Origin of the sequence: Shewanella sp. SG44-2 (genome assembly GCF_014164215.1) — a bacterium.
GTDB lineage: Bacteria > Pseudomonadota > Gammaproteobacteria > Enterobacterales > Shewanellaceae > Shewanella > Shewanella frigidimarina.
This window is the reverse complement of sequence record NZ_JACJEU010000022.1, coordinates 1-26,353: the sequence shown is the minus strand read 5'-3', so window position 1 is coordinate 26,353 and position 26,353 is coordinate 1. Positions and strand designations below refer to the sequence as shown.

Sequence of the window (26,353 nt, the reverse complement as noted above, 5' to 3'; positions counted from 1 at the left end):
AGTATTTAGAACTTAAGAGTATAACTTGCACGATACTCACGACCGTAGTTGTTATATAGATCAGCGTTCTCAAACTTTCCATCTGGAGAAAGAACAGGATCTTCATCAGTTAGGTTGTTGATACCTAATAAAATTGAACCATAATTACCAGCATCATAAACATAACTAATGTTATGAATTAACCATGAATCCAATTTACCTTGTTCTGCATCATCTTCAAAATAGAATGTAGATGAAGTGTAATTCATGTTCCAAGATAAACTATGATCACCCATGCGGTAATTAGTTGTGAATACAGACTTGTAATCTGGCTGACCGTTCCAACCTGATGTATCACGCGAATCAGCACCACCGTCAACTTCTTCGGTATAATCAAGAACAAAACTATTTGTCCAATTAAAGCCTATGTCACCAATATTAGTTTCAAATTTTGCGTTTAAGGCAACATCGACACCAGAAATTTCTAAGGTATTAGCATTGCTATAACCAGTACCGACTTCATATGCAGGGCCGATACTTTGTCCAGCAGATGCAGGATCACGTTTTACATAGAATGTATTACTAGGAGCCAACGAACCTTCATAAATACCAGTCATAACGCTAGTAATTGAGCGTTGAGCAATTACATCGTCAATATTAAGGTTAAAATAATCAACTTTTAAGCCGATATCATCAACGATATCCCATGCTACACCGAAGTTAACATATTGCGACGTTTCTGGGCCAAGTTCTTTGTTTGCACTAATATATGTATCAAACTGTCTTTCAGAACAAGGTGTATCTGTTGATTGACAATATGGCTTATCGATACCATCAGCAGCACTGTATGTAGTTGCTGCAAATAGTTGATCCAATGCTGGAGCACGGAAAGCTTCTGAATATGATGCACGTACAACAACATTTTCAAGTGCTTGCCAGCGTATAGCTGCTTTAGGTGCGATATTATCACCAAAGTCACTGTAATCATCGTAACGAGCCGCTAAGTTTAATTCAATGTCATCTGTTATCGGTAATACCGCTTCGTAAAACATTGCCCATACTTGACGATCGCCTGCTGCAGAGTTACCAGCACTACCACCGATTAAACCAGCTTCTGACTGTGCGTCATACACTTCACTATACTGTTGGTCAAAATATTCTAAACCTACATAATGAGCTACAGAACCACCTGGTAATTCAAACGCATCAAAACCAATACCAGCGTTATATTGATCAAATATCGCACTACCTTGAGTTAAGGTTGTGGCTTTCATGTTATTGACACCAGCTTCAGAGCCTAAGTCAATACCATTTGCTTCGTTATAAGCAAGACCTGAATAACTTAAGTAATACTCACCGATAGACTTGTTATCGGCAATGTTGTGGTGGTAGTAAACTTCCCACTCGGCATCATTAAGCGCACTGATTGTACCACGTAAACCAGTTAGGTAATCTTGGTTGTAATCATCTACGTTCCCATCACGAGTACCGATACCAACCCAACGGAAATAACCTTTTGCTTCTACATCAAATGGATTGTTTGGGTTATCTGCTGCCATGTTATTCCACGGCGCTGCAGGAGGTGCATAACGACCAAATGAATTACTTTGTGTAACCATTACTCGGCCAAACCATTCTAAGTCTTCAGCGATTTCATAGTTAGCATCAACATATACCGTATTGCGATCTGTAGAGGCTTTGTTATATGACACATTACCATATGCATACATACACAAATCTGAACCAGCACCAAATTGATCATCACCACGTACTTGTTTAAATACATTGTCACCATATTCAGCAGCTAAATCACCACAAAGCGGAGATGGCTGATAAATGCCATCAGGACCTTTTACGCTTGCGCCATAATAACTCCAGCCATCAGTCTCAGAATATGCTTGAATAACGCCATCACCATTTAAGTCTTCCATCCATGGTGCAGTAAAGTCACGGTCTGCATCAGAAATGCCTTTTCGGTCTTGATGATCAAATGCAAAAGTAATGTTACCTTTATCCATTTGATAGCCAGCAACAACCGAGAATTCTTTACTCGTTAAGCCGCCGTCACGGTCACGTGAACCACCACCGACATTGAACTCAATACCTTGATAGTTCTTTTTCATGATGATGTTAACAACACCAGCAATCGCATCAGAACCATAAGTTGAAGATGCACCATCAGTTAGAATTTCGATACGTTCAACTGCAGCCATTGGAATAGCGTTCAAGTTAGCAGATGCACCACCTAGCGTTGGTGAACCTGGGAAACGCTTACCGTCAATAAGTACTAGAGTACGGCTTGAGCCTGCACCACGTAGGTTAATAGTTGCTTGAGATTGTGCAGAACTACCTGAACGCTCAGAGAATGAACCGAAAGAGTTCAAGTTACTGTTACGAAGTGCGTCAGCAACTGTAAAGTTACCTTCCATCTTCATATCTTCAGTTGTAATGGTCGTTATTGGTGAAGCACCTTCAAGGTCAGAACGCTTAATACGCGAACCGGTAACCTCAATACGCTCTACTTTTGCGCCATCTTCATCAGCAGCAAAAACTGCTGGCGAAGCAAATGCGGCTGCTGCTGCACCACTGATCAGTGCTAAGCGCACCGACTTAGCTAATACGTTCTTATGCATTGTCTATCTCCCTGGACTTTTTATGTCTTTCTTATAATTAATGCTAACTACCTTTTTAGGTGTTAGTTCAATGAGGGGATGCAACAAAAAACAATCACAACCTCTCAACTACAGTTGCAATAAAATCACATTTGAAACAACTAATCAACATTCGAGAGGTCGTAAGCGCAAAAGTTAATCAAATGTAACAAGTTAAACTGTTAATAAATATGAACGGGGTGTTTTTTTTATTATTATAAACAATAAGTTAAATTTATTTGGTTATTGCAAAAATTACATATTAATCCTAAAGAAAAAAGTTAACTGTCTGTTTAAAATAGCGATTTCCCTTAAGAAGGTACTTTTTTATCACTTCTAGTAAACATAAAAATGTTAAGTGACGATAAATAAGGCTATGTAAGCAATTGCTTAACATTAATCGTCTAGATAAATCTTCGTTGATAGAGTGAGTCAGATTTGTGCTTCATCAAACCATGCTTGATGTCTTTACTGACTTAATTAAGGAAAGATACGAATAAAACACCATTTATGTTAGTTGACATTGGAAAACTTAAAGTTGAAGGTTTAGTGAGTTAATTTAAAGCAATAGGAGTTGATTATTTACTAGTGAGTCAAAGCTATGACCACACAGTTGTAGAATGGGCTCAGCTATGGGTTTGATTTGTTTACAAATATAGTATTCATAATCAATATTTTGTGGTTTTGCTTCTATGGTTTGTGCACCAGTGAGCGTCATTATATATCGTATCTGTTGTCCCTTACGGGTAACGCTTACGTCTCCGAGTAGTTCGGCAAGCTGTTTCGCGGCTTTAACATGGGGTGACGACTTTGCGGTATAATCTTCAACATTGCGTCTTAATCGCTTTTTAAAGATAAGTTCATTGTCTCGAGCACCCCACTTAATTGCCGCGAGCTCATTACTCAAAAAATCAATGACATCCTCGCCCTTGAAAAATAATTCATATAAATGGTACTGCATCCTTCTTGCAATAGGGCTCCAATCACTTCTCACCTGCTCCATACCTTTAAAAGTCAGAGTTAATTGATGCTGATCATTTGACATCGCGCCGACATAACGCTTTTTACTGCCTTCATCCGAGCCTCTTAAAGTAGGCATAATAAATTGTTCAAAATGGGTTTCAAATTCCAACTCAAGATAACTGTCTAATTGATATTCTTCTACACACCATTCAAGCCAACGTTGGGTGATTGATACTGATAAGTGTTTACCAACCGCTTGGATATCTTTAATCCCATGATTATCCCCTAACCAGACAAAGGTTGAGTCGGTATCACCGTAAATCACTTGATAACCGCACTCTTCTATCCATTGCTTTGTGAGTTTCATAATTTGATGACCGCGCATGGTAATCGAACTGGCTAACTTAGCGTCATGAAATACACAACCTCGTGAGCCTAGTACGCCATACAATGAGTTCATAATAATTTTTATCGCTTGTGATAACGGCGCATTTCTGTCTCGTTTGGCCAGTTCTCTTTGCTCTGCAAGGCTGGCAACTAATGCAGGTAAAATAGGCGATTTCCGACTAAATTGAGCACCTAAATATCCAGCCACTGTCGTTGCATCACCTTTTACTTCACTAGCGTAAAGCCCTTCAACTAAGCCTTTAGGATCGATAAGGAATGTTCTAATAATCGACGGATATAGACTTTTAAAATCTAATACTAAAACGTCTTTATAATAACCCGGTATAGAGGACATAACATATCCACCAGGGCTTTCTAAGCCTTGGCTAGCGGGTTGTGCAGGTGCTACAAAACCACTTCGATGTAAGTGAGGCAGATACAAATGATAAAATGCCGCAATCGATGCACCCACTCGGCCGAACTCCAAACCCGTTAACTTAGCGCGTTCAATAGCAAAATCTAACAACTGTGTTTTTTCAAAAATATCCCACACTAGCCGGCAGTCTGTAATATTATAAAAAGCCAATGCATTTTTATCTTGTTCAAATAAATGGGTAATTTCTTGGCCACGATTTTCAACATGATCAATTGCTTTACCTTCAGATAATAATTGCCGTGATACAGACTCTAACGAAAAACTATCAAACTGATAAAATGCCGCTTTAAGCCAATCAATACCATCCAACACCACGCGCCCAGGTAAAGAGAGTGTTTCAGGCCGATATTTGTCGGCAACTTTCCAGCTCAGTTCGGTATGCCCTCTACCAATTAATAAAGGAATTTGATGTAAAACACAGCGTTTGAACAACAAGGCTAAATCAAAAGTCACTACAGCCCAACCGATAATAATATCGGGATCATAGTCGCTAAACCACGCTATTAAACGATGTATCAGTTCAATCTCATTTTTTACCCAAACGATAAAATCATGACATTCTGCTTGCGGTTCGCCCACCATAAACACACATTGATAATCGGCACCATATAAGCCAACCGAATAAAGTTCCCCAGTAAAACTACACTCAAAATCCAGTGAAACCATTTTTAATGGGATATCGACTAGTTCGTTGCTGGGCATTTTTCTAGCCCGATTAATCGATAACAAAGGAATAGTTGAAGTTGGATTACGCTCTTGATAATGCCCTGAGCATTCAATATCTAAGGCGATAAACCGTTCAATTAGGTAGCGTTGCTCAGGCCTAATATCGGCTTCAAATAAGGTAATACCGATATCACTTGCAATACGACCAAGTAATTTCAATTGAGTATTTGATTTAAGATACAGCGCACTGATAGGTTCATGTGCAAAACTCAGCAATGATATTGTCTCAGCCTTAAGAGCAAAGCCGACTTTTTGACTTAATTGATCCACATCTTGCTGACGACAGAAACAGATCACTTCACTGTGATATAGTTCAGCTAATACAGGTCCTTCAGCGGTTTTGATATAATATTGAAGGACTAATTGTCCATGCCGATAAATAGCATGGCGAGTTAATACTCGTCCCTTCACATGGGTATTAGTCATTGGATAATCTGTTGGCTTCACAACGGGTTTGAATTCCTGCACAAGTTTACTCAATTTGATTTATTACTTCGTGGCATGCTAATTCACTGTTATTATGTACAGCATAATTCAGTCTATGTAGAAATCATACTTCCTATGCTACCGGATAACATAAAAAGTCAAATTCGCACCATTTACAAAGAAATTGCAGCCTCTATGCCGCAATTTCGTTCTCGTCGCGAACAAAACTATATGGTAGCTGAAATATCCAAAACCTTAGCGGGTGAGTATGACAAAGACCGGCGTATCATTGTGGTTGAAGCAGGTACCGGTATTGGTAAATCCTTGTCTTATATCTTAGGTGCAATCCCTTTAGCCATCTCGAGTAAAAAGAAAGTCTGTATTGCTACTGCAACCGTGGCACTTCAAGAACAATTACTCCATAAAGATCTACCTCATTTTTTACAACAATCAGGTATTGAGTTTAAATTTGGTTTGGTAAAAGGTCGTCAGCGCTACGTATGTTTAGCCAAGCTTGAAGCCATGATCGGGGCACAAGACAGCTCGCAAATAGCCATGTGGCAAACTAAACCCGACCAAAGTCAAATTAACGAATTACAAAAATTGCATCAAGATTTTCATCAAAAACGCTGGAATGGTGAAATTGATACCTTAAAGCACCCTATCCCTGATTTTTTGTGGCAGCAAATTTGCTGTGATAAGCACAGCTGTCATCGTCAAGTATCGGCGCACCATAATTGCCCGTTTCATAAAGCCCGTGAAGATGTCGACACTTGGGATGTACTCATTGTTAACCACAGTCTGCTATTTGCCGATTTAGAACTTGGCGGCGGCGTCATTTTACCAGAACCAGAAGACATGTTTTATGTTATCGACGAAGCTCATCACTTACCTATTGTCGCCAGAGATTTCTCCAGTGCTCAAGCCACACTTCGTGGAGCATGCGATTGGTTAGAAAAAGCATCGAAGACCTGTTCTAAGTTACAAAATCAACTAAAAACCACTCATATCATTGCCCCTGTACAAGCAATGCTTGATCACACCACAGAGTTAACCAATTTACTGACTCAGGTTGCTCATTTCTGTGATACCCAACCGCAGTTATTCGCTAACCCTGAATCCAGACTTCGTTTTGAACATGGCCAATTGCCTCAATCATTATTAATACAGGCAGAAAATCTTGCCACAGCATCAGGTTCAGCGGTAAAGCAATTTAACAAAGTGGTATCAGTATTAACTGAAGCAATAAAAGATGGTGAAGTGCCTAAACATCAGTCGGAAGGGTTGTTATCAGAAACTGGATTCATTTTACAACGGCTGGATAATTTACATAAGTTGTGGAAGATGATGGCTAAAGAAGACAGTAAAAAAGGCGCGCCAATGGCACGTTGGGCTGAATTAATTACTGGTAAACAACAAGATTATTTATTTTGTTCATCACCTATAGAAGTCGGTTTTATGCTTGAATCTATGTTATGGCAAAAAGCCGCTGGAGTGGTGTTGTGCAGCGCAACGCTTCGAGCCTTAAACAGCTTCAACCATTTTGCTCATCAAGTAGGACTGTCAATGAATGATGGCAGCCGATTTTTAGCGTTATTATCCCCTTTCGATTACGAAAATAATGCGACTTTATTTATACCTCAAATGGTGTGCGAACCTACTGACGATAATTACACCACCGAACTAGCACAACATATTGTGACACTCATCGATGGTGAAATGGCCACATTAGTGCTGTTTGCTTCATATTGGCAAATGGATAAAGTGGTTGAGCTAGTTGAAGGTAAAATCCCTAAAGATCAGCTTTTTGTTCAAGGCGCTATTCCGCGTCAACAGATATTAGAACAACACAAAAAACGCTGTGATGACTGTCTACCCAGTGTCATTTTCGGTACTGGCAGTTTTTCTGAGGGGCTTGATTTACCGGGTGATTACTTAACAAACCTAATCATAACCAAACTGCCGTTTGCCGTCCCAACCTCACCAGTAGAACAAGCTCACGCAGAATACTTAAAAGTAAAAGGCGGTAATCCTTTTTTACAGCTGACAATTCCTGACGCTTCACGTAAATTAGTCCAAAGTTGTGGTCGACTGTTACGAAAAGAGCAAGATTATGGTCGAGTGACCATTTTAGACCGTCGTTTGGTCACTAAACGTTATGGCAAATCATTAATTGATGCCCTTCCTCCTTTTAGACGTGTTATTGAATAGGTATTGAGTTGGATTTATTATTAGACCCTAGCCATTGGGCTATATTAGCGGTCATCGGTATACTTGCTGGTTTTATTGATGCCATTGTTGGCGGTGGTGGACTTCTGTCTATTCCAGCATTACTAACGGTTGGGATCCCACCACATTTAGCACTAGGAACCAATAAGTTAGCAGCATGTTTTGGTTCTCTTACATCGAGCTATACTTTTTATAAACAACATCTATTTAACCCTGCATTATGGAAAGCATGTTTTTTTGCCACTCTGGTAGGGTCTATTGCAGGTTGTGGTTTAGTATTTCTAATTGACCCACTATGGCTAGACAAAATACTACCACTACTGATCATTAGCATTGCGATTTATACCTTATTTAGCCCCAAAGCGATGGGGGACAAAAATACTATCGCTCCAAAATATCGCTCACCCAAATACAAGCAGATTAGCCAAGGTTTTATTTTGGGCGGATACGATGGATTTGCAGGGCCAGGAATTGGTGCTTTTTGGACAGTATCGTCTATCTCGCTGCATAAACTGCCTCTATTACACAGCTGTGGATTAGCTCGAGTGATGACCGCGGTGAGTAATATCACAGCGCTCATTATCTTTGCATCAATGGGACAAGTGCAATGGATACTCGGCTTATGGATGGGAATATGCATGATGGCAGGTTCATTTATTGGTGCAAAAAGTGCAATTAGATTTGGGATACCTTTTATTAAGCCAATATTCATTATTATGGTATTGTCGATAGCAGTCCATCTTACGTGGAGTGCATGGGCATGAACACCCAACAATTGGTCTCGATGTTAAAACAACAGCTCGCGAAACTTGAACAAGACGCATTAATACACGACCAGAATTTAGCGCCTTCACAACGGCAGTCTTTACAAGAAATCGAACGCTTTAACAGTCAACTATTTGCCCAACAAGGAGCCCAACTTAGCCCTTGTATCACCCAGTTACGTCAAGACATTAAACAACTCGAAAAACAGCTTTATCTTAAGTTGGGTGGTAATGTTATCCAACTCAGTTGTGATCGTATTCAAGACCGATTTAGTGCGTTACGCAGAGCATTACTGACCACTCACATCAATCTTAAATCTGAACAACAGCGCAAAGCCAGTAACCGTGCCCGATATGCAAAAAAACAACAACAAGCAATACAAGACAGTGGATTTGGTTGGATAGCCAGCAATGTGATGCAAAACAGCCATCAACTCTACGCTGAACTCAATAAACATTTAAATTGGGCAAAAAAAATAGAGCAAAAAATACAACAAATGGAAGCATCTCTTGAATTCTGTCATAGTGATGACAAAATAAAACTGCAAAATGATATTCTTTCTATGCACCGTCGGTTAGGAAAGTGTAAACAAGCAACCAGTTATATTGAAGAGCGTATTCAACTTTTTGAACGACCTCGCCAAAGTTACCCACGTTAAGGAGCAACAATGAAATCTTTATTTACCACAAGTGCGCTTTTGGCATTTTTAACATCATCGTCAGTATTAGCAGCTAATTTAACCATTCCAATGTCATTTGAGTACCTAGCACTTGATGGTGCAGAAGTTGAAACCAGTATGTTCAGCCATCAATCAGATTTAGCGTTAACCAATGGTGTCCATAAAATTGCTGTTCGTTATCATGATGTGATTGATGATTCCTTTAGTGACAGTCAATCTTTTGTAAAATCAACGCCTTTAATTGTGACGTTAACGGTTGATGGCGATCATCAATATCTATTACAACCCGCTGATGGCGACATCATTAAGAATCCAAAAGCATTCGCAAAAAAACCACAAATCAGCATTAAACGCCAAGATAATGCTGCGGTAACTTACAATGTAGAACAAACTAATTTTACTGAGAACTCATTTATAACTAGTCTGTTTAACAATAAAAATCAGCATGATATTGAAACCTTATCAGCTTCAGCTACGGGTGACAGCAGTCAACCGATACAAGCATTAGCAGTCAAATCAGATATTGAATCTGCTACGATGAGTGCACCTATTATCGCAACTGTGCCAGCAGCAACGGCTCAAAAGCCGACTCCAGCACAAGCAGAACAAATGCTCCAATATTGGTGGTTACAAGCCGATGACAAAACCCGTAAAGAATTTATGGGCTGGGCAATAAAACAACTGTAATGTCTCTATCGATCCCTTTTGTTTACCACGCCAGCTATTCACAGCTGGCGTTACCTAGCACCCATCGTTTTCCAACCACTAAATATCACAATTTATACCAGCACGCGCTCAAACAACAATTATTGTTTGAGCAATATCGCCATACGCCTACACCGATATCGAAAGATATGCTCTATACAGTGCATTGCCCGCAATATGTCGAGCAATTTATCAATGGTGCCTTAGACCATAAAGCCCAAAGACGTATTGGTTTTCCATGGAGCCAAGAGTTAGTTACCCGCACTTTACACGCTGTAAATGGCACCCGTTTGTGCGCTGAATTGGCGCTTGACCATGGAATCGCGGTTCATTTAACTGGTGGTTATCATCATGCACACTATGATTTTGGCAGTGGTTTTTGCATTTTTAATGACTTGGTCATCGCAGCGAGATCAGCCATTGACTCAGGAAGAGCAGACAAAGTACTTATTTTTGATTGTGATGTTCATCAAGGTGATGGAACAGCGACACTCACCCAAGGCAACCCAGACATCATTAACTGCTCTATCCACTGTGCGCAAAATTTCCCATCCCGAAAGCAACAATCTGATCACGATATTGCTCTGGATAAAGGTTGTACCGACAAACAATATCTTGAACATATACAACAAATATTACCTTACCTGATTCGCATCCATCAGCCAGATCTGATCATCTATGACGCAGGGGTCGACATTCATCAACATGATGACCTTGGATATTTCGCCATTTCGAATCTAGGTATTCTCGCTAGAGATAAACAGGTAATATCGATAGCAAAAATGCATGGCATCCCACTTGCAGCAGTAATAGGGGGAGGCTATAGTCGTAGTGAAGCAGAATTAACAATCCGACATAGCCAATTGTTAGTTGCGGCCAATGAATTATGGGCATCACAGTATTAGGCAATACAAAACCAACAATAATGCACCACTAAATTAAACAACCATCTCGGCATTTAAGCTGATGTCGATAAACTAAACTGTCTCAATGGAGCGTAATAATGCAATTAGAGATCCGAAACTATTATGAAGTTCTATTAATGGAAATGCTGCGAGATGAAGGCTTAATGGAAGAATTGCCAGAAGAATACTTAGCGGATTTATGCTGCGTCACATTGAATCAGTTACCCGTCAGGTACATTCGCCATTTAGTTGACACGTATTTTTTCGAAAATTATCAAGAATTAAAACAGATGAAAACTGAGATCAGTGAAGCACTTGAACGTTCAAGGCAATTCCTCAAAGCAAACTTGCAAAAACGCTTAAAGGAAGAAGCTGAGCTCGCAGCCGAACAACAACAGTAATTTAATCAGCATTAGCTGATATTTTACGGGATATTGAATGAATATATGTTAAATCAGTATTAGCTATGTTCATTTAATGAATAGTTCATTCATATAACATGGATGTGTTTTGATTTGAGTTTTGAATTAATACGGTGAAATCATACGGGGAATATTGGAGGTTCCCCTAGAGCCACACCCCGGCACACGAGTCACTTGCTGCGGTTGCTCCCTTCCAGGCCTGGCCGAGTTCACAAGTTATCGTTGCGGGGGGACCCTAGGGTCACCATTGACTTCTGAATCATAAAATACAAAGCTTATGTGTCAGAACGGGGCGATTATCCCCTAACCCATTGGCTGGATCAAGCCTTTATCTTAATAAGTTTTCAATCCTCTACCTAACTGCGCAATACTTAACCTTAACGGGGAATACTTGATGGGATAAGGGGTGGGATAACAGATAGGTTAATCAACATAAATCGAACTATTCACAAGTAATGTATTCCAAACACACTATTTATGTTGTCAATAATACAAACTCAGACGTGAATCATTAATCTATTGAAAATAAATACATAGCCAGATGAAATAGAAAACAGCCTTTAGATAATCGTTTATAACATCGAGCACAAATGCTGGTGCAAGTTAACATCACATGTCGTATTCGAGAATATGCTAATAACAGTATTAACATCTTGGAACTGTCCTATTTATCCCAGTAATACAGGCAGATCTTCATCAAGCAACGTTACCCATAAAGGAATAGTCAGATCTTAGTCACAACTCTAGACATAATTCAATGAGTAAGTGGCCAAGGTTAGCTAACATTAGATTTGAATAAAATCCGCACACTTATAACCAGTTGTGAATGCGAGATAACAAAAAAATGCAGGGAATACATGATGAATACAATAACAGTTAGTCCCGCTGCAAAAGCGGTATTGAGTGCAGGGCTTATTGCTCTAGCATTATCGGGTTGTGGAGGCAGTGATGGTACCAATGGCGAAGATGGGCCAGATGGTATTATTGGTGTAAACATAGATGCGACATCAACCCTAAAAGCGACCTTTACCGATGCAACCGTAGTCGACGGAAAAGTCAGTGTTGGCTTTATCCTTAAAAATGCCAATGGTGTTGCGGTATTGGGACTAACAAAAGATCATGACCTTCGTTTTGGTATTGCGCAATTAACCCCAGTTACCGAAATGGTCGGAACTGATGGCGCTACAGTTGAAGTAGATCGTGGTTATCAATGGCAGTCTTATATCAATACAACAAAACAACCTAATGCAAGTTGGATCCCTGATGGTGAAACCAATATCGCTCCTTCTGCACAATTTCAGGCTGAAGTTGAGGCTGCATCAAAATGTGCTGACTGCTTAGTCGATAATCTAGATGGTTCATACTCGTACACCTTTCAAACCAATATTGCTCAAGTCACAGAGCCGTTAAGCATCACTTATCAAGCCGATGACACCCAGCGCATTACATTGGAATTAAAACAGCCATTAATCACAGCCAATGCTCATTACGATTTTCAACCTTCAACTGGCTTAACCGAAGATATTGCAACGCGCGACGTCGTCTCGATCAATGCTTGTTATACCTGCCACCAACCAGAAAGCTTAGCATTGCACGGCGGTCGTCGAATCGATCTTGAAAACTGTGCATCATGTCATACCGCAACATCTGGTGATCCTGAAACGGGTAACAGTGTTGATTTTACCTACATGATCCATGCCATTCATAAAGGCCAAGAGCGCGTAACCAGCACTGCTGACGGCAATGTTGCCGCACCTTATAAAGTGATTGGCTATGGTGGTGGAATACACAATTACGGTAACGTAATGTATCCGCAAAAACCTGCTGCCGATTGTAGTGCATGTCACGTAGAAGGCACGAACGCTCCCAAAGATGCCGCCCTGTTTAATGCTAATAAAAGTGATACTGCTTGTATTGCATGTCACACAGAATTAGCGTCTCAACAACATGTTGGTGTCGGCACAAATTGTACGTCATGCCATGTTGAAGAAGGCTATGGTCGCAGTGCAAAAGAAGCTCATGGTGATGTCATGAAAGCCTATAACGAAACACAAGCAATGAGCGCCGTATTCAGTGACGTAATTGTCACTGCAGATGGGAAATTCAGTACTACGGTTAAATTTACCGATGCTTCTGCTAATGTTATTGCAGCGGAATTTATCGACCAAGGTAGCCGCATCGTTATGGCGTGGGACAGCGACAAAAACTATCCAGCGTATCAAGATGCCAGTTACAGTAATCGTCGTATTAAATTAAGTGAAGGTACCGCCAACACAGATAATAGCTGGACCTTAGTTTGGGATAAGATCACCTTACCAACAGATTATGTGGGTAAAACATTTGAGCTATGGTCAGCAGTTGCAGCCTGTTTTAACCATGGTGGTTACGGCAGACCGGAAGTTAAACTAACGGCTTGTAGTACTGATGATGTCCAAAAAGTGGAAATTAAAAGTAGCCCATTCCATTTTGTTATGGCTGCAAGTGCAATAGACACTAGCCAAACCACTGCTACACGTAGAAACATTATCAACACAGAAAGCTGTCAAGGTTGCCATAACCAAGAAGTTTATCACTATGACAATGGTGTCAATTGCCAAACCTGTCATACCGCTGATAAGACCCTTAGGAGTGATGACACTTACCCTGGTGGCAAAAAATCGACCAGCTTTGCCTTTAAAGCACACAGCGCTGAAGGTCATTACCTCAAATATGCCGGTGTTGAATCTGGAACCGTGTTGAAAACCGATTGTAAAACCTGTCATACCGCTGATGGGATCCAACTTGGTAGAGCCACTGACAGAGTATGGCGTTATGGCGATATCGAAACAGGCGCTGATGTATGGATGTCATCAGATACTGGAGCATGTTTAAGTTGTCATCAAAAGTATCGTACTGATGCCACCGTGTCACATATTGAATCTAACGGCGGTATAGTCGATGGAATAAGTGAGGAAGATGCTCGTAATCGTACATCGGAAATATGTTCTACCTGTCATACCGTAGATCGCGTCACTAAAACACATGGTTTTTAAGCTACACAAATAAACAACCTTGGCGTTTTATCCATCAAAGACCTTAGTTTTTAACTAAGGTCTTTTTGTTATCCGAACAATCTTCCCCCGCTAAACTCCGTATTTTATATACCTCTTTATTAATAGGCTGATCATCATCACACAATTACGTTCGTTTTAAAGACGAGTTGCTGTTTGTAAAGTAATCTTAGTGTTGGGAAAATTAATTCCAACATCAACTTAACTGAATAAGATAATTGCAGAACATACTGCCAGTGAGTTAGATGGATGACCTTTGCAGGGAAAATATGATGAATAAAAAATACACAAAAATGGCATTGTTACTTGCTATGTCAGCATCAATGACACTGGTTGGTTGTGGCGGAGGCGATGATGGTGAAGCTGGTAATCCAGGTAATCCTGGTGGCGAGCCTGCTGAAGCGATTAAGACACTAAACTTAGATATCACTAAAGTCACTTATCAAGACAGCAAACCGACTATTGAAGTATTTGCGACCAATGAAAAAGATCTCCCTGTAGCAGGTCTTAAAGACTTTGAAATTAAAAAAGTCGTCCAACTCATTCCAGCTGGCGCAAGCGGTGCAGGTAATTCAGCCCAATGGCAATTTATTGGCTCCGAAAAAGCTTTTACCGACCATGGTAACGGCAATTACAGTTTCACAGTCAATGTTGAAGGGTTTAATCCTGAGCTAACCCAACGTTATAATGTAATTGCAAGTGCATCAACCTTGCAAGACGGCGTTACCGGAGTGCCGCGTACTGAAATTACCGAAGATTTTGACGGTGAAGGATTCGAGGCTAAATACACTAAAAACATCGTTAACACCGCCACTTGTAATACCTGTCATGCAGAAGGTGAAAGCATTTATCATAGCTACACTGATTTAGAAACCTGTACATCATGTCATACCAATGAATTGGCTATTGAAAAAGGCAAGGTTCAAGATGAGTTCAGTCACTTAATTCATAATGTTCATAACAATGCCAAAATGTATGGACGCAACTTAGACAAGAGTGCAGAAACAGCGCATGCGATAGTGCAAGATAATTGCACCACTTGTCATGTTAATTCAGAACAACTGAGTGAATCGAACAACTGGTCTCGTATTCCAACCATGGAAGCCTGTTCAAGTTGTCATACCGACATTGACTTTAAAACGGGTCAAGGTCATCCGCAACAAGTCGATAATTCAAATTGTATAGCTTGTCATAATGCAAGTTGGACAGAAGAGTTGCACACAACATCGTATACTCAGAAAAAAACATTTATCGATTTATACGGAATGACAGCAACATTAACGGCTAATAAATCAAGCGCTGAAGACAAATCAGCGACCCTATCGGTAACAATTTTAGATGCTAATGGTACGGCCATTGACGCAACAAGCTTAGTCAGCAAAATTCAACGCGTTGAAACCATTACGAACGTCGGACCTAACTTCCCAATTATGGGATATAACCCTAGCCCAGGCAGCGGTTTAGCAAAAATCAGTAAAGACTTTATCAAAGCGGGTCTGTTACAAGCAGATGTAATCATTGAATCAGGTAACTTGGTCTATAACATTGCATCTCTGCCATTTGGTGCTGGCGATACAGATACTGCCTTTAGCTTTATTGGTCTTGAAATGTGTAACGATGGTATTCAAGCCATTGATTGTGTCGATGGCGTAGCAACTACCAGTATGAAAGCCGAATTCACAGTAGGTACTTTCTCTGGTAATGCGCCTAGCTATCGTCACACTGACTCGGTCAATTTTGGTTCATGTGATAATTGCCATGGCGACACCTTCGAGTTACATAAAGGACACCATGCTGGTTTTGTGATGTCAGAACAATTAGCTCGTGAACTTAATGGTGAAGTTACCATAGGTTTAGATGGTTGTGTGGCTTGTCATACGCCAGATGGCACTTATGCTTCTGGTGCTAATCAAGGTGCCATTGAAATGAAATTGCACAGTGTTCATGGTGAACAAGGCATTATCAAAGACTGTACTCAGTGTCACAGCGACTTTAATCTTGATGCATTCAAAGTTAAAGGTGCACTTGCTACGTCGCAAGGCCTTTATACAACACCTATCACTGCAACGTGCGCATCTTGTCATGGATTTGACACGATTTCGCAGCATGCACAAAGTCAAGGTGCGGTTGTTAATGGTAGCTATCAAGAAGCCAATGATGCTGCGCAGTTAGAAACCTGTTTCTTCTGCCATGCACCTACCATTGAAAACCACACACAAGTGAAGCTTTAATTTGTCCATTGAGAGAGAAGCCCTGCTTCTCTCTCATGCTATGGCTTACGTAATCAACTTGTTGATCATCAAAATGGACAAATTAGGAAGTCTACTTATGAAGACCACACATTCAATAAATACCTTATTTTTAGCCCTGCTCTGCCTTACTGCATCGACGCTGTTTATGTCGAGTCATGTACAGGCGGCAAAGTGGGATGCCAGCATGACACCGGCAGAAGTTGAAGCAACACTCGATAAAAAATTCGCCGAGGGGAAATACTCACCAAAGGGTGCCGACACTTGTTTAATGTGTCATAAAAAATCAGAAAAGGTCATGGACTTATTCAAAGGTGCTCATGGCGCAATTGATTCATCAAAAAGTCCAATGGCTGGATTACAGTGCGAAGCGTGTCATGGTCCACTAGGTTCACATAATCGTGGTGGTAAAGAGCCAATGATTACCTTTGGCCCAACTTCAACACTCGCTGCAGACAAGCAAAACAGTGTGTGCATGAGCTGTCATCTCGACGACAAACGCGTGGCATGGGACAGTAGTCATCACGCCAATGCCGATGTGGCATGTGCATCTTGTCATAGCATACATGCTGAACATGACCCAGTACTGTCAAAGCAAACAGAAGTCGAAGTATGTACCACTTGTCACACCAGACAAAAAGCAGACATGAACAAGCGCACCAGTCATCCAATGAAATGGAATCAAATGACCTGTAGCGACTGCCATAATCCACATGGCAGTTTGAGCGATTCAGATCTTGTTCAGCCAACCGTCAATGAAACATGTTATTCATGTCACGCTGAGAAACGCGGCCCAAAGCTGTGGGAGCATGCACCCGTCACCGAAAATTGCGTCAATTGCCATAATCCACACGGTTCTGTGAACGATGCAATGCTCAAAACTCGTGCGCCACAACTGTGTCAGCAATGTCATGCGAGTGACAATCACACAAGCAACGCTTATCTAGGTAACACTGATATGGGTTCAACAGTAAATGGTAATGCCTTTACTGGTGGTCGTAGCTGCTTAAATTGTCATAGTCAGGTGCATGGTTCTAACCATCCGTCTGGTAAGTTACTGCAGCGCTAAGGAGATTATATTATGAATACTAAATTGAACCTCATTACCTTAGCGTTACTCACTAGTACCAGCTTTAGCCTGATGGCTGATGGTTATGGCCTAGCCAATGCTAAAACCGACAACATTAAATATGATGCTTGGAATTGTAAGGCTTGTGCTGTCGAAACTGGTACCACTGGAAATGTCGGTGTCGGTATTGGTTACAACAGCGAAGACGATATTAACTCAGCTAACGCCTTTAATAGCAGTAATCAAACTGCTGGCAAAATTGATGCCGATATAAAGTATCGCGGTAACAATGGCTACCAAGCAAAAGTCGTCGCAAATAATATCGGCATGGACAATGGCCGTATGGAAATAGATGTCGGTAAACTTGGATTGTATCGTCTTAATCTAGGCTATCGCTCCATTGCGACGTATCAAAGCAACAATGCATTAAGCCCTTATCAGAATATCGGCAGCGATAATCTTACTTTAGCGGATAATTGGGTAACGGCAGGTTCAAGCTCAGATATGCCAATGCTTTATAGCAGTTTAACCCCATTTGAATTGTCGCTTAAACGTGAACGTGCCGGTCTTGGGTTTGAATATCAAACAGAATCACTGTTCACAACCTACGTTAATTTTCAACGTGAAGAGAAAACCGGAACCAAAGTTGCTTCTGGCAGTTTCTTCAACCAATCAATGATGTTGGCAGAGCCTGTTGATTACACGACAGACATCTTAAACGCTGGGATTAAACTCCGTGGTGATAACTGGTTTACTAGCATAAACTACAATGGTTCAGTGTTTAGCAATAACAATCAACAGCTTGGCTTTGACAGTGCCTTTAACCCTACGTTTGGGGCGCAAAGTCGTGGTTACATGGCGCTAGACCCAGATAACGAGGCCCATACTATTTCACTAATGGGCCAATATAATGATTCCATTACCAGCTTAAGTGGTCGTTTGCTCTTGGGCCAAATGACTCAAGATCAGCAATTAACTAGCATAGGTTATGGTTATTCATTACCGGCAGATTCTATAGATGCGAAAGTTGATATCACCGGCATGACACTTAAAGCGGTGACCAAGCTCAACCGAGCATGGCGTCTCACTGGCAGTTATGATTATAACGACAGAGAAAACAACACCCAAATCGAACAATGGACCCAAATTAGTATTAACGATGTTACTGGCAAAGTGCGGTACAACACCCCATACGATCTCACTACCCATAACGCTAAATTATCAACTGACTATCGAATCAATCATGGTTTAAAACTCGATGCGGGTTATGATTTCAAACGAGATGAACGCAGTAATCAAGGTAGAGAAACCACTGACGATAATAACGTCTGGGCACGTTTACGGGTCAATAGTTTTGACATGTGGGATATGTGGCTTAAAGGTAGTTTGAGCAAGAGAGATGGTTCAGAATATAAAGCATCAGAATCGTCATCTGCAGAACAAAATCCGTTGCTACGTCGATACTATTTGGCCGACCGTGACCGCACTCAAATAGAGGCGCGCTTTAACCATAGTCCACTTGATAACTTGAACGTCGATTTTGGGGTTCGCTATGCATTGGATGACTATACAAATACGCAAATAGGCTTAACTGAATCAAAAGACACAAACTACGATATTAATCTGAGCTACATGATTAATGACGATATGAATGTTAATACATTTTATAATCATCAAATCATCAAGTCCGCTCAATCTGGCAGTGCCAATTTAAGTATAGCGACTTGGCAAGCCGATATTGAAGACACTGTCGATGTTGTTGGCGCAGGCTTAAGCTACAACAATTTAATGGACAGTCGTTTGCGCTTAGGTTTGGATTATACCTACTCAGACTCAGACAGTAATACCCAAGTAAGACAAGGTATTAGTGGCGATTACGGTGACTATTTTGCCAAAGTGCATAACATTAATGTATATGCACAATATCAAGCCACCGAAAAAATGGCCTTGCGTATAGACTACAAAATGGAAAAATATCTTGATAATGATGATGCCAATGATATTGAGCCAGATACCATTTGGAATGTCATGAGTTTTGGCAATTTACAGCATGACTACACTGCACACATGATCATGCTCAACGTAAATTATAGTCTGTAAGTGAATTAACCGTTATATAACGGAGCCGTTCACAAAAAAAGTAACGCCAACCTTATCTAGGTTGGCGTTTTTATATCATTTGATTTAATGACGTTTGGACACAAAAACAGTCGCTAACATCCTATTGTATAAAAAACTTGCAACCACACCGGATTTAACATTACATTAACAAGGTGAATAGCTTGTGATTGAAGTTTGGGCAAAAGGATGTTGCCCCCCATTTTACATTGTTCATCCTACAACCCTATTGCCTGTTCAAGACTCCCTCTTACTTTTTAACCTCTAATGCATTTAAGCATCAACCTCCTCCCAATACTTAGCCAACATCAGGTATCATTCAATACCGATATTTATTGCCTAGAGAAATTCATGTTTCAAATTGATACGCTAATTGCTGCTAAAATTGTCGACCGAACCATGAAAATTATTGGGCATAATATCAATGTCATGAATGCTCAGGCGGTGATATTAGGTTCAGGCGATACCGATCGAATTGGCACTGTACATGAAGGCGCACTATTAGCTATCAGCCAAAATCGCAATGTTGAAATAAGCCAAGCCATCGCTTCAAACTTACATGGCGTCAAACCTGGGCTAAATTTACCATTGCATTACCAAGGTCAAGTGGTTGGCGTTATCGGTATCACTGGCGAGCCAGACACATTAAGCCACTATGGTGAACTGCTTAAGATGACAGCAGAGATGATTGTCGAGCAAGCAAACTTGCAAGAGCAATTACAGTGGCAAAATCGTCAAACAGAGGAGTTTATTTCGCAACTCATTCATGCCAATGAACAAGACTTACCTTCTTTACAACAATGGGCATTGCAATTGGGTATCGATTTAAGCGTGCCGAGAGTGGCAGCCATCATTGAACTCGATAGTAATAACCCACTATATCAACAAGACAATCAAGCATTAAAACAAGTACTGTATTTATTACAGAATCCTGTACGCGATAACTTAATTGCGATGACATCACTCACTCAATTAGTGATTTTAAAGCCGGCTTTTTTAGATGGTAAGCAATTTGACCCAGAGCTTGAAAATCAACGCATCAACAAATTGCTCAAACGCTTACCTGCCAATATGCAACTTAGCCTGCATATTTCATTGGGGCATTATTTCGGTGGTGAACTCGGTATTAGTTACTCTTATCGCACCGCTAAAGAAACGTTAGATATTGGCAAAAAATTACATCCAACAAAAACCAAATATTTATACCAAGACTACAGCTTACAGGTGCTGTTATCAGGACTGCGGCACCACTGGCGAGGTAATGCGCTTGCCGGGCCGTACCTAAAACTCATTGAAGTCGACAATAACCAGCAATTACAAAAAACACTTGCCGCTTATCTAGATCACATGGGAGATATCCAAGCCTGCGCTAACAGTTTGTTTATCCATCGAAACACACTGCGTTATCGACTAGATAAAATTCAAACGATTACCAACATTGACCTACGCAGTTTTAATGGATTACTGAGTTTATATTTAGGCCAGTTAATTCACCAACCCAGCACCTAGTTGTGCGTGCGCACAAATTTAGCGTCAGCTTGCTTGTTTATTGGTGCAAACGCACAGAGTAATTTATAGGTAATGGTTTACTATGATGAATACTAAACCACCCCTACAATAATAAATAACGAGTACTCTATGGGACTAATATTGATCTTACTCGGCGTAATAGCCTTTATCGTCATCGCCACCTCTAAATTTAAACTCCACCCTTTTTTAACCCTCATTTTAGCGTCGTTCCTCACCGCATTTGCCTATGGCTTACCCAGCAATGAAATAGCCAAAACCATCACTGGCGGTTTCGGTGGTATTTTAGGTTATATCGGCTTAGTCATTGTGCTCGGTACCATTATCGGTACCATTCTCGAAAAAAGTGGTGCAGCCATTACCATGGCAGATGTAGTGATTAAACTGTTTGGTCAACGGTTCCCAACGTTAACCATGTCAATGATTGGTTACTTAGTGTCGATCCCTGTTTTTTGTGATTCAGGTTTTGTGATTTTAAATTCATTAAAACAGTCAATGGCAAACCGGATGAAAGTGTCTCAAGTTGCCATGAGCGTCGCCCTAGCAACTGGGTTATACGCAACTCATACCTTTGTGCCGCCAACCCCAGGTCCTATTGCTGCGGCGGGTAACCTGGGTCTTGAATCTCAACTTGGACTCGTTATTGCTGTCGGTGTGTTTGTTGCTGCCATTGCCGCTTTTGCCGGTATGTTGTGGGCCAATCGTTTTGCCAATGAGCAACCTGACGGCGAAGGCGCCGATGAACTAAATCTACAACAAGAAGATTTTGATGATCTAAAGAAAACCTATGGCGAATTACCTAGTCCTACCAAAGCATTTGCGCCTATTTTTGTGCCTATCATTTTAATCTGCTTAGGCTCGGTGGCTAACTTCCCTTCAAAACCACTAGGTGAACAAGGCTTATTCGATTTATTAGTATTCTTGGGCCAACCTGTTAACGCCTTAATGATCGGCTTATTTTTATCATTATCACTATTAAAAAGTAACCAAAAAATCAAAGAGTTTAGCGATCGTATCAGCCAAGGTTTAGTGGTATCAGCGCCTATTTTATTAATCACTGGGGCTGGCGGCGCATTTGGTGCGGTATTAAAAGCCACCGAGATTGGCGCATTTTTAGGTAGCAGTTTATCCGCTTTAGGTGTGGGCATTTTTATGCCATTTATCGTGGCAGCCGCACTCAAATCAGCACAAGGTTCATCTACCGTGGCATTAGTCGCTACCTCAGCGTTAGTGGCACCATTACTAGGCGATATTGGTTTAGCCTCAGAAATGGGCCGAGTGCTAACTGTAATGGCAATTGGTGCGGGTGCGATGACAGTCTCACATGCAAACGATAGCTTCTTCTGGGTGGTGACTCAATTTAGCCGCATGAGCGTCAAACAAGCGTATCGAGCTCAAACAATGGCGACTTTAGTCCAAGGTGTCACGGCGATGATTACCGTTTATCTACTGAGTTTATTTTTACTGTAAATTATTAATCAGAGTCTTATATGAAAATCGTTATTGCACCAGATTCATTTAAAGAAAGCTTAAGCGCACTTGAAGTAGCTAATGCCATCGAAGATGGATTTAAGCAGGTATTCCCAAACGCGCAATATTGTAAGGTGCCAATGGCCGACGGCGGCGAAGGTACTGTGCAAGCGATGGTCGATGCCACCCAAGGACAGATTATTAATCTTACTGTCACTGGGCCTTTAGGTTTACCTGTAAACGCATTTTATGGCGTGTTAGGACAACTAGATGAGGATGGAAACCAAACTGCAATAATCGAAATGGCTGCGGCATCAGGTTTACACCTGGTGCCATACGCTCAACGTAATCCATTATTAACCACCAGTTTTGGTACTGGTGAGTTGATTGCCGATGCATTAGACAGAGGCATAAGACACATCATTTTAGGCCTGGGTGGCAGTGCGACTAACGATGCCGGCGCTGGCATGATGCAGGCCTTAGGCGTAAGACTCAGTGATATAACTAATGCTCCATTACCTTTGGGTGGTGCAGCCCTAGCCACATTACATTACATCGACATGCAATTATGCCATCCAGCCATTAAGGAGTGCGTGATTGAAGTGGCGTGCGACGTCGATAATCCGTTATGTGGACCGCGAGGCGCCAGTGCTATTTTTGGTCCACAAAAAGGCGCTACAAACGAGATGGTTGAGCAACTTGACCTCGCTCTGGGGCATTTTGCTCATGTCATTAACCAACACCTTAACCAACCAATTGATGGACACTGTCAATTGCACCCTGGGGCTGGTGCTGCTGGCGGTATGGGGTTTGGCGTAATGACAATGTTAAATGCAACCTTAAAACCTGGGGTCGATATTGTCACAAAAAGCGTTAAGCTGGCACAACATTGTCTTAATGCTGATCTCATTATCACCGGTGAAGGTCGAATGGACGGTCAAACCGTATTTGGTAAAACCCCCATGGGAGTATTGAATGTTGCCAAACAACAGAATATTCGGGTAATTGGCATTTCAGGATGCCTTGGTGAAAATGCAGATGTTATTTTAGCCGAAGGTATGCACGCTATTTTCCCTATCATTCCTGCGCTGCAGCCCTTAGAGCAAGTATTGTCTGAAGCTCAGGTTAATCTAACCAATACCGCGCGCAACATTGCGGCAATGATGTCACTTTCATTTGCAGACAAGTAATCTAATCCAGCACAAATGCCTTACCGCATTTGTGCTGGATTATTCATATCAACATCTTTCATCTTCTGAATAACCGCAGCTAATCCGTAGTAATAACACGATAAATGCTTGAAGCGGAACCAGCCATACAGTAAAGTTAGCACCCTCATTTCGTCCTGAAGGTGCAGCGTTAATCGTAAAGCACCCGTCAATGCTATCAGGATGAAGTTTTCATCATTACGGCAAGCAAAATGACCTCGAAAATCACCCGTCAAGCAAACGCTTCAGAAGACAGTTTACTGCGTATTTTTACCGCCCCTGAAGATTCAACCTCGACGTTGAGCATTATTGAGCAAAAGCTATCTCAAGACCTCGCGGGTTTTTTAGGTAATAGCATCGCCGCACTGGAAAAACCACTGTCAGAAATTGAAACCGACTTTAGCGCCTATCAGATCCCGACAGATCCCAAGTTCGTTTCTGATTATGCCGACGAAATAATGCAAAACCTAGTAGCTCATTCAGTCCATACTTCAGCACCCAGTTTTATTGGACACATGACCTCGGCCTTGCCTTATTTTGTGTTACCACTGTCAAAAATGATGGTCGGGCTAAACCAAAATTTAGTCAAAATTGAAACATCCAAAGCCTTTACTCCATTAGAACGCCAAGTGTTAGGCATGATGCATAATTTGGTGTATCAGCAATCTGATGATTTCTATCATCAATGGATGCACAGCGCTAACCACTCACTCGGGGCATTTTGCTCAGGTGGCACCGTTGCTAATATCACCGCATTGTGGATTGCCCGAAACCGGCTGCTACAACCACGCGGCGATTTTAAAGGCGTCACCCGCGAAGGAATGACGAAAGCATTGCGCTTTTATGGCTATGATGACCTTGCTATTTTAGTGTCAGATCGCGGTCATTACTCTTTGGGTAAAACTGCCGACTTGCTGGGTATTGGCCGAGATAACATCATTAGCATCCCAACAGATGAACATCATAAAGTCGATGTTGCCGCCATGCGAGATGCAGCAGAAAAGCTGGCACAACAAAATATTAAAGTGATGGCCATTGTCGGTATCGCTGGCACAACTGAAACAGGCAATGTGGATCCCTTAACTGAATTAGCAGCGTTAGCCAGCGAGCTAAATTGCCATTTTCATGTCGACGCTGCCTGGGGCGGCGCGAGTTTATTATCTAAAAAATATAGCCACTTATTGAAAGGCATCGAATTAGCTGACTCCGTCACTATCGATGCTCATAAGCAAATGTATGTTCCAATGGGCGCTGGTATGGTGCTATTTAAAGATCCTGAACTGGCTAAAGCCATAGTACACCATGCTGAATATATTCTACGGGTAGGTTCAAAAGACTTAGGCAGTCAAACGCTGGAAGGTTCGCGCCCAGGGATGGCAATGCTAGTGCATGCTTGTCTTCAGATTATTGGCCGTGATGGCTATGAAATTCTCATTAATAACAGCCTAGAAAAAGCCCGTTACTTTGGATCAATCATCGACCAACATGCTGACTTTGAGTTAGTCACCGCACCGGAGTTATGTTTACTGACCTATCGCTATGTACCAAAATCGGTGCAAGCCATACTCACTACAGCTCTAGCCAACCAAGACAGCGCTTTAGTTGCATCAATCAATGAACTACTCGATGGACTGACACAATTTATTCAAAAGCATCAACGCGAACAAGGTAAATCGTTTGTATCACGCACACGTATTAAACCGGCAAAATACTTACGCCAACCAACGACAGTATTTCGTGTGGTACTGGCCAATCCGTTGACCAGTCATCAAATATTACATGATGTGCTCACCGAACAAGTCGAAATTGCAGCGTTAGACAGCGAATATTTACCGCAGCTGTTGGCGTTGTAGAGCACAGACTCATCAATAACTTCGATGTTTATAGCTTGTTAGCTACCTTCTCGTCATCCCGGCAGTGTTTTTAAGCCGGGATCCAGGTGTTTTCATTGTACTTTTGTACTCATGGCCTACGGCCACTAACGTCGTGGCGCTTCGCCCACACCAGACCAAGAGGAAACCAACGGCTGTTCCCTCTTGGAACTCCCAGCCGCCCCGCAACATTTTCGCTATTTATAAAACAAGAGCTGCGAAAAGTCGCCATGGGGTCAGATTTAACTTTGACCTACATTTGCAGACTGCTTCGGCCTTATTCGAAAATGCTATCGCTTCCGATAGGCCATATATGGACGCTCACGGTGAGTCAAGATAATACTCTGCTTACCCAAAGCTTTTTGGCCTTAGTTTTCTATTCTATTGCTTCACACTTGTCATTGTTTTTGATGCGACTCATTTACCGCTAGAAGCGGTTGTACTGCCATATATACGGGCTTAACAGTCAAGCTGCGCCCCTAATGAAATCCGTACCACTGCGCCTATCAATTGAAACA

At 41.4% G+C, this 26,353-nt stretch carries 16 protein-coding genes and 1 other RNA gene; 14 read left to right on the top strand and 3 right to left on the bottom strand.

Annotation, left to right across the window (positions count from 1 at the left end):
- Window positions 1–5: 5 nt before the first annotated feature.
- Both H5181_RS14985 and H5181_RS14980 read right to left on the bottom strand, forming a co-directional pair.
- On the bottom strand, window positions 6–2,612 hold the full coding sequence (locus tag H5181_RS14985; protein WP_182751421.1) for a TonB-dependent receptor: 2,607 nt from the start codon (window positions 2,610–2,612) through the stop codon (window positions 6–8).
- 577 nt (window positions 2,613–3,189) lie between these two features.
- Window positions 3,190–5,568: a DNA polymerase II gene (locus H5181_RS14980; protein ID WP_182751434.1), complete on the bottom strand. Its 2,379-nt coding sequence runs from the start codon at window positions 5,566–5,568 to the stop codon at window positions 3,190–3,192.
- 135 nt (window positions 5,569–5,703) lie between these two features.
- On the opposite strand from H5181_RS14980, the gene dinG reads away from it, so the two are divergent.
- The 6 genes from dinG (at window position 5,704) to H5181_RS14950 (ending at window position 11,252) form a co-directional block, all read left to right on the top strand.
- On the top strand, window positions 5,704–7,779 hold the full coding sequence (dinG, locus tag H5181_RS14975; protein ID WP_182751420.1) for an ATP-dependent DNA helicase DinG: 2,076 nt from the start codon (window positions 5,704–5,706) through the stop codon (window positions 7,777–7,779).
- Window positions 7,780–7,787: 8 nt separating this feature from the next.
- A complete protein-coding gene (locus tag H5181_RS14970) occupies window positions 7,788–8,561 on the top strand; it encodes a TSUP family transporter (protein WP_123882863.1) in 774 nt (257 codons plus the stop codon).
- Window positions 8,558–9,220, top strand: coding sequence for a primosomal replication protein (locus H5181_RS14965; protein WP_011638082.1), 663 nt, complete (start codon window positions 8,558–8,560; stop codon window positions 9,218–9,220). Before H5181_RS14970 ends, H5181_RS14965 begins: the two co-directional genes overlap by 4 nt.
- A gap of 9 nt (window positions 9,221–9,229) precedes the next feature.
- Window positions 9,230–9,928, top strand: coding sequence for a DUF2057 domain-containing protein (locus H5181_RS14960; protein WP_182751419.1), 699 nt, complete (start codon window positions 9,230–9,232; stop codon window positions 9,926–9,928).
- Entirely contained in the window at window positions 9,928–10,851 is a 924-nt protein-coding gene (locus tag H5181_RS14955) for a histone deacetylase (protein WP_182751418.1), read from the top strand. The genes H5181_RS14960 and H5181_RS14955 overlap by 1 nt, the downstream gene beginning before the upstream one ends.
- Window positions 10,852–10,949: 98 nt before the next feature.
- Complete coding sequence (locus tag H5181_RS14950; protein ID WP_011638085.1) at window positions 10,950–11,252, top strand: late competence development ComFB family protein; 303 nt, start codon at window positions 10,950–10,952, stop codon at window positions 11,250–11,252.
- A gap of 163 nt (window positions 11,253–11,415) precedes the next feature.
- Here H5181_RS14950 and ffs read toward each other — a convergent pair.
- Window positions 11,416–11,512, bottom strand: an RNA gene (gene ffs / locus H5181_RS14945) — signal recognition particle sRNA small type.
- Between the two features lie 618 nt (window positions 11,513–12,130).
- Here ffs and H5181_RS14940 point away from each other — a divergent pair.
- The 8 genes from H5181_RS14940 to panP all read left to right on the top strand — a co-directional run bounded on the left by H5181_RS14940 (window position 12,131) and on the right by panP (window position 25,817).
- Window positions 12,131–14,305, top strand: coding sequence for an OmcA/MtrC family decaheme c-type cytochrome (locus tag H5181_RS14940; protein WP_182751417.1), 2,175 nt, complete (start codon window positions 12,131–12,133; stop codon window positions 14,303–14,305).
- A 287-nt stretch (window positions 14,306–14,592) separates the two neighbouring features.
- Window positions 14,593–16,554 carry an OmcA/MtrC family decaheme c-type cytochrome gene (locus H5181_RS14935; RefSeq protein WP_102036320.1) on the top strand — a complete coding sequence of 654 codons (1,962 nt, stop codon included), beginning with the start codon at window positions 14,593–14,595 and terminating at the stop codon, window positions 16,552–16,554.
- Window positions 16,555–16,651: 97 nt separating this feature from the next.
- Window positions 16,652–17,641: a DmsE family decaheme c-type cytochrome gene (locus H5181_RS14930; RefSeq protein ID WP_011638088.1), complete on the top strand. Its 990-nt coding sequence runs from the start codon at window positions 16,652–16,654 to the stop codon at window positions 17,639–17,641.
- A gap of 12 nt (window positions 17,642–17,653) precedes the next feature.
- Window positions 17,654–19,741: an MtrB/PioB family decaheme-associated outer membrane protein gene (locus H5181_RS14925; protein WP_182751416.1), complete on the top strand. Its 2,088-nt coding sequence runs from the start codon at window positions 17,654–17,656 to the stop codon at window positions 19,739–19,741.
- A 369-nt stretch (window positions 19,742–20,110) separates the two neighbouring features.
- Window positions 20,111–21,268, top strand: coding sequence for a sugar diacid recognition domain-containing protein (locus H5181_RS14920; RefSeq protein ID WP_182751415.1), 1,158 nt, complete (start codon window positions 20,111–20,113; stop codon window positions 21,266–21,268).
- A gap of 129 nt (window positions 21,269–21,397) precedes the next feature.
- Window positions 21,398–22,756 carry a GntP family permease gene (locus H5181_RS14915; protein WP_011638091.1) on the top strand — a complete coding sequence of 453 codons (1,359 nt, stop codon included), beginning with the start codon at window positions 21,398–21,400 and terminating at the stop codon, window positions 22,754–22,756.
- A gap of 20 nt (window positions 22,757–22,776) precedes the next feature.
- Window positions 22,777–23,946, top strand: coding sequence for a glycerate kinase (locus H5181_RS14910; RefSeq protein WP_182751414.1), 1,170 nt, complete (start codon window positions 22,777–22,779; stop codon window positions 23,944–23,946).
- A gap of 230 nt (window positions 23,947–24,176) precedes the next feature.
- Window positions 24,177–25,817, top strand: a complete 1,641-nt coding sequence (gene panP / locus H5181_RS14905; protein WP_102037476.1) for a pyridoxal-dependent aspartate 1-decarboxylase PanP — start codon at window positions 24,177–24,179, stop codon at window positions 25,815–25,817.
- The last annotated feature ends 536 nt before the right edge of the window (window positions 25,818–26,353 follow it).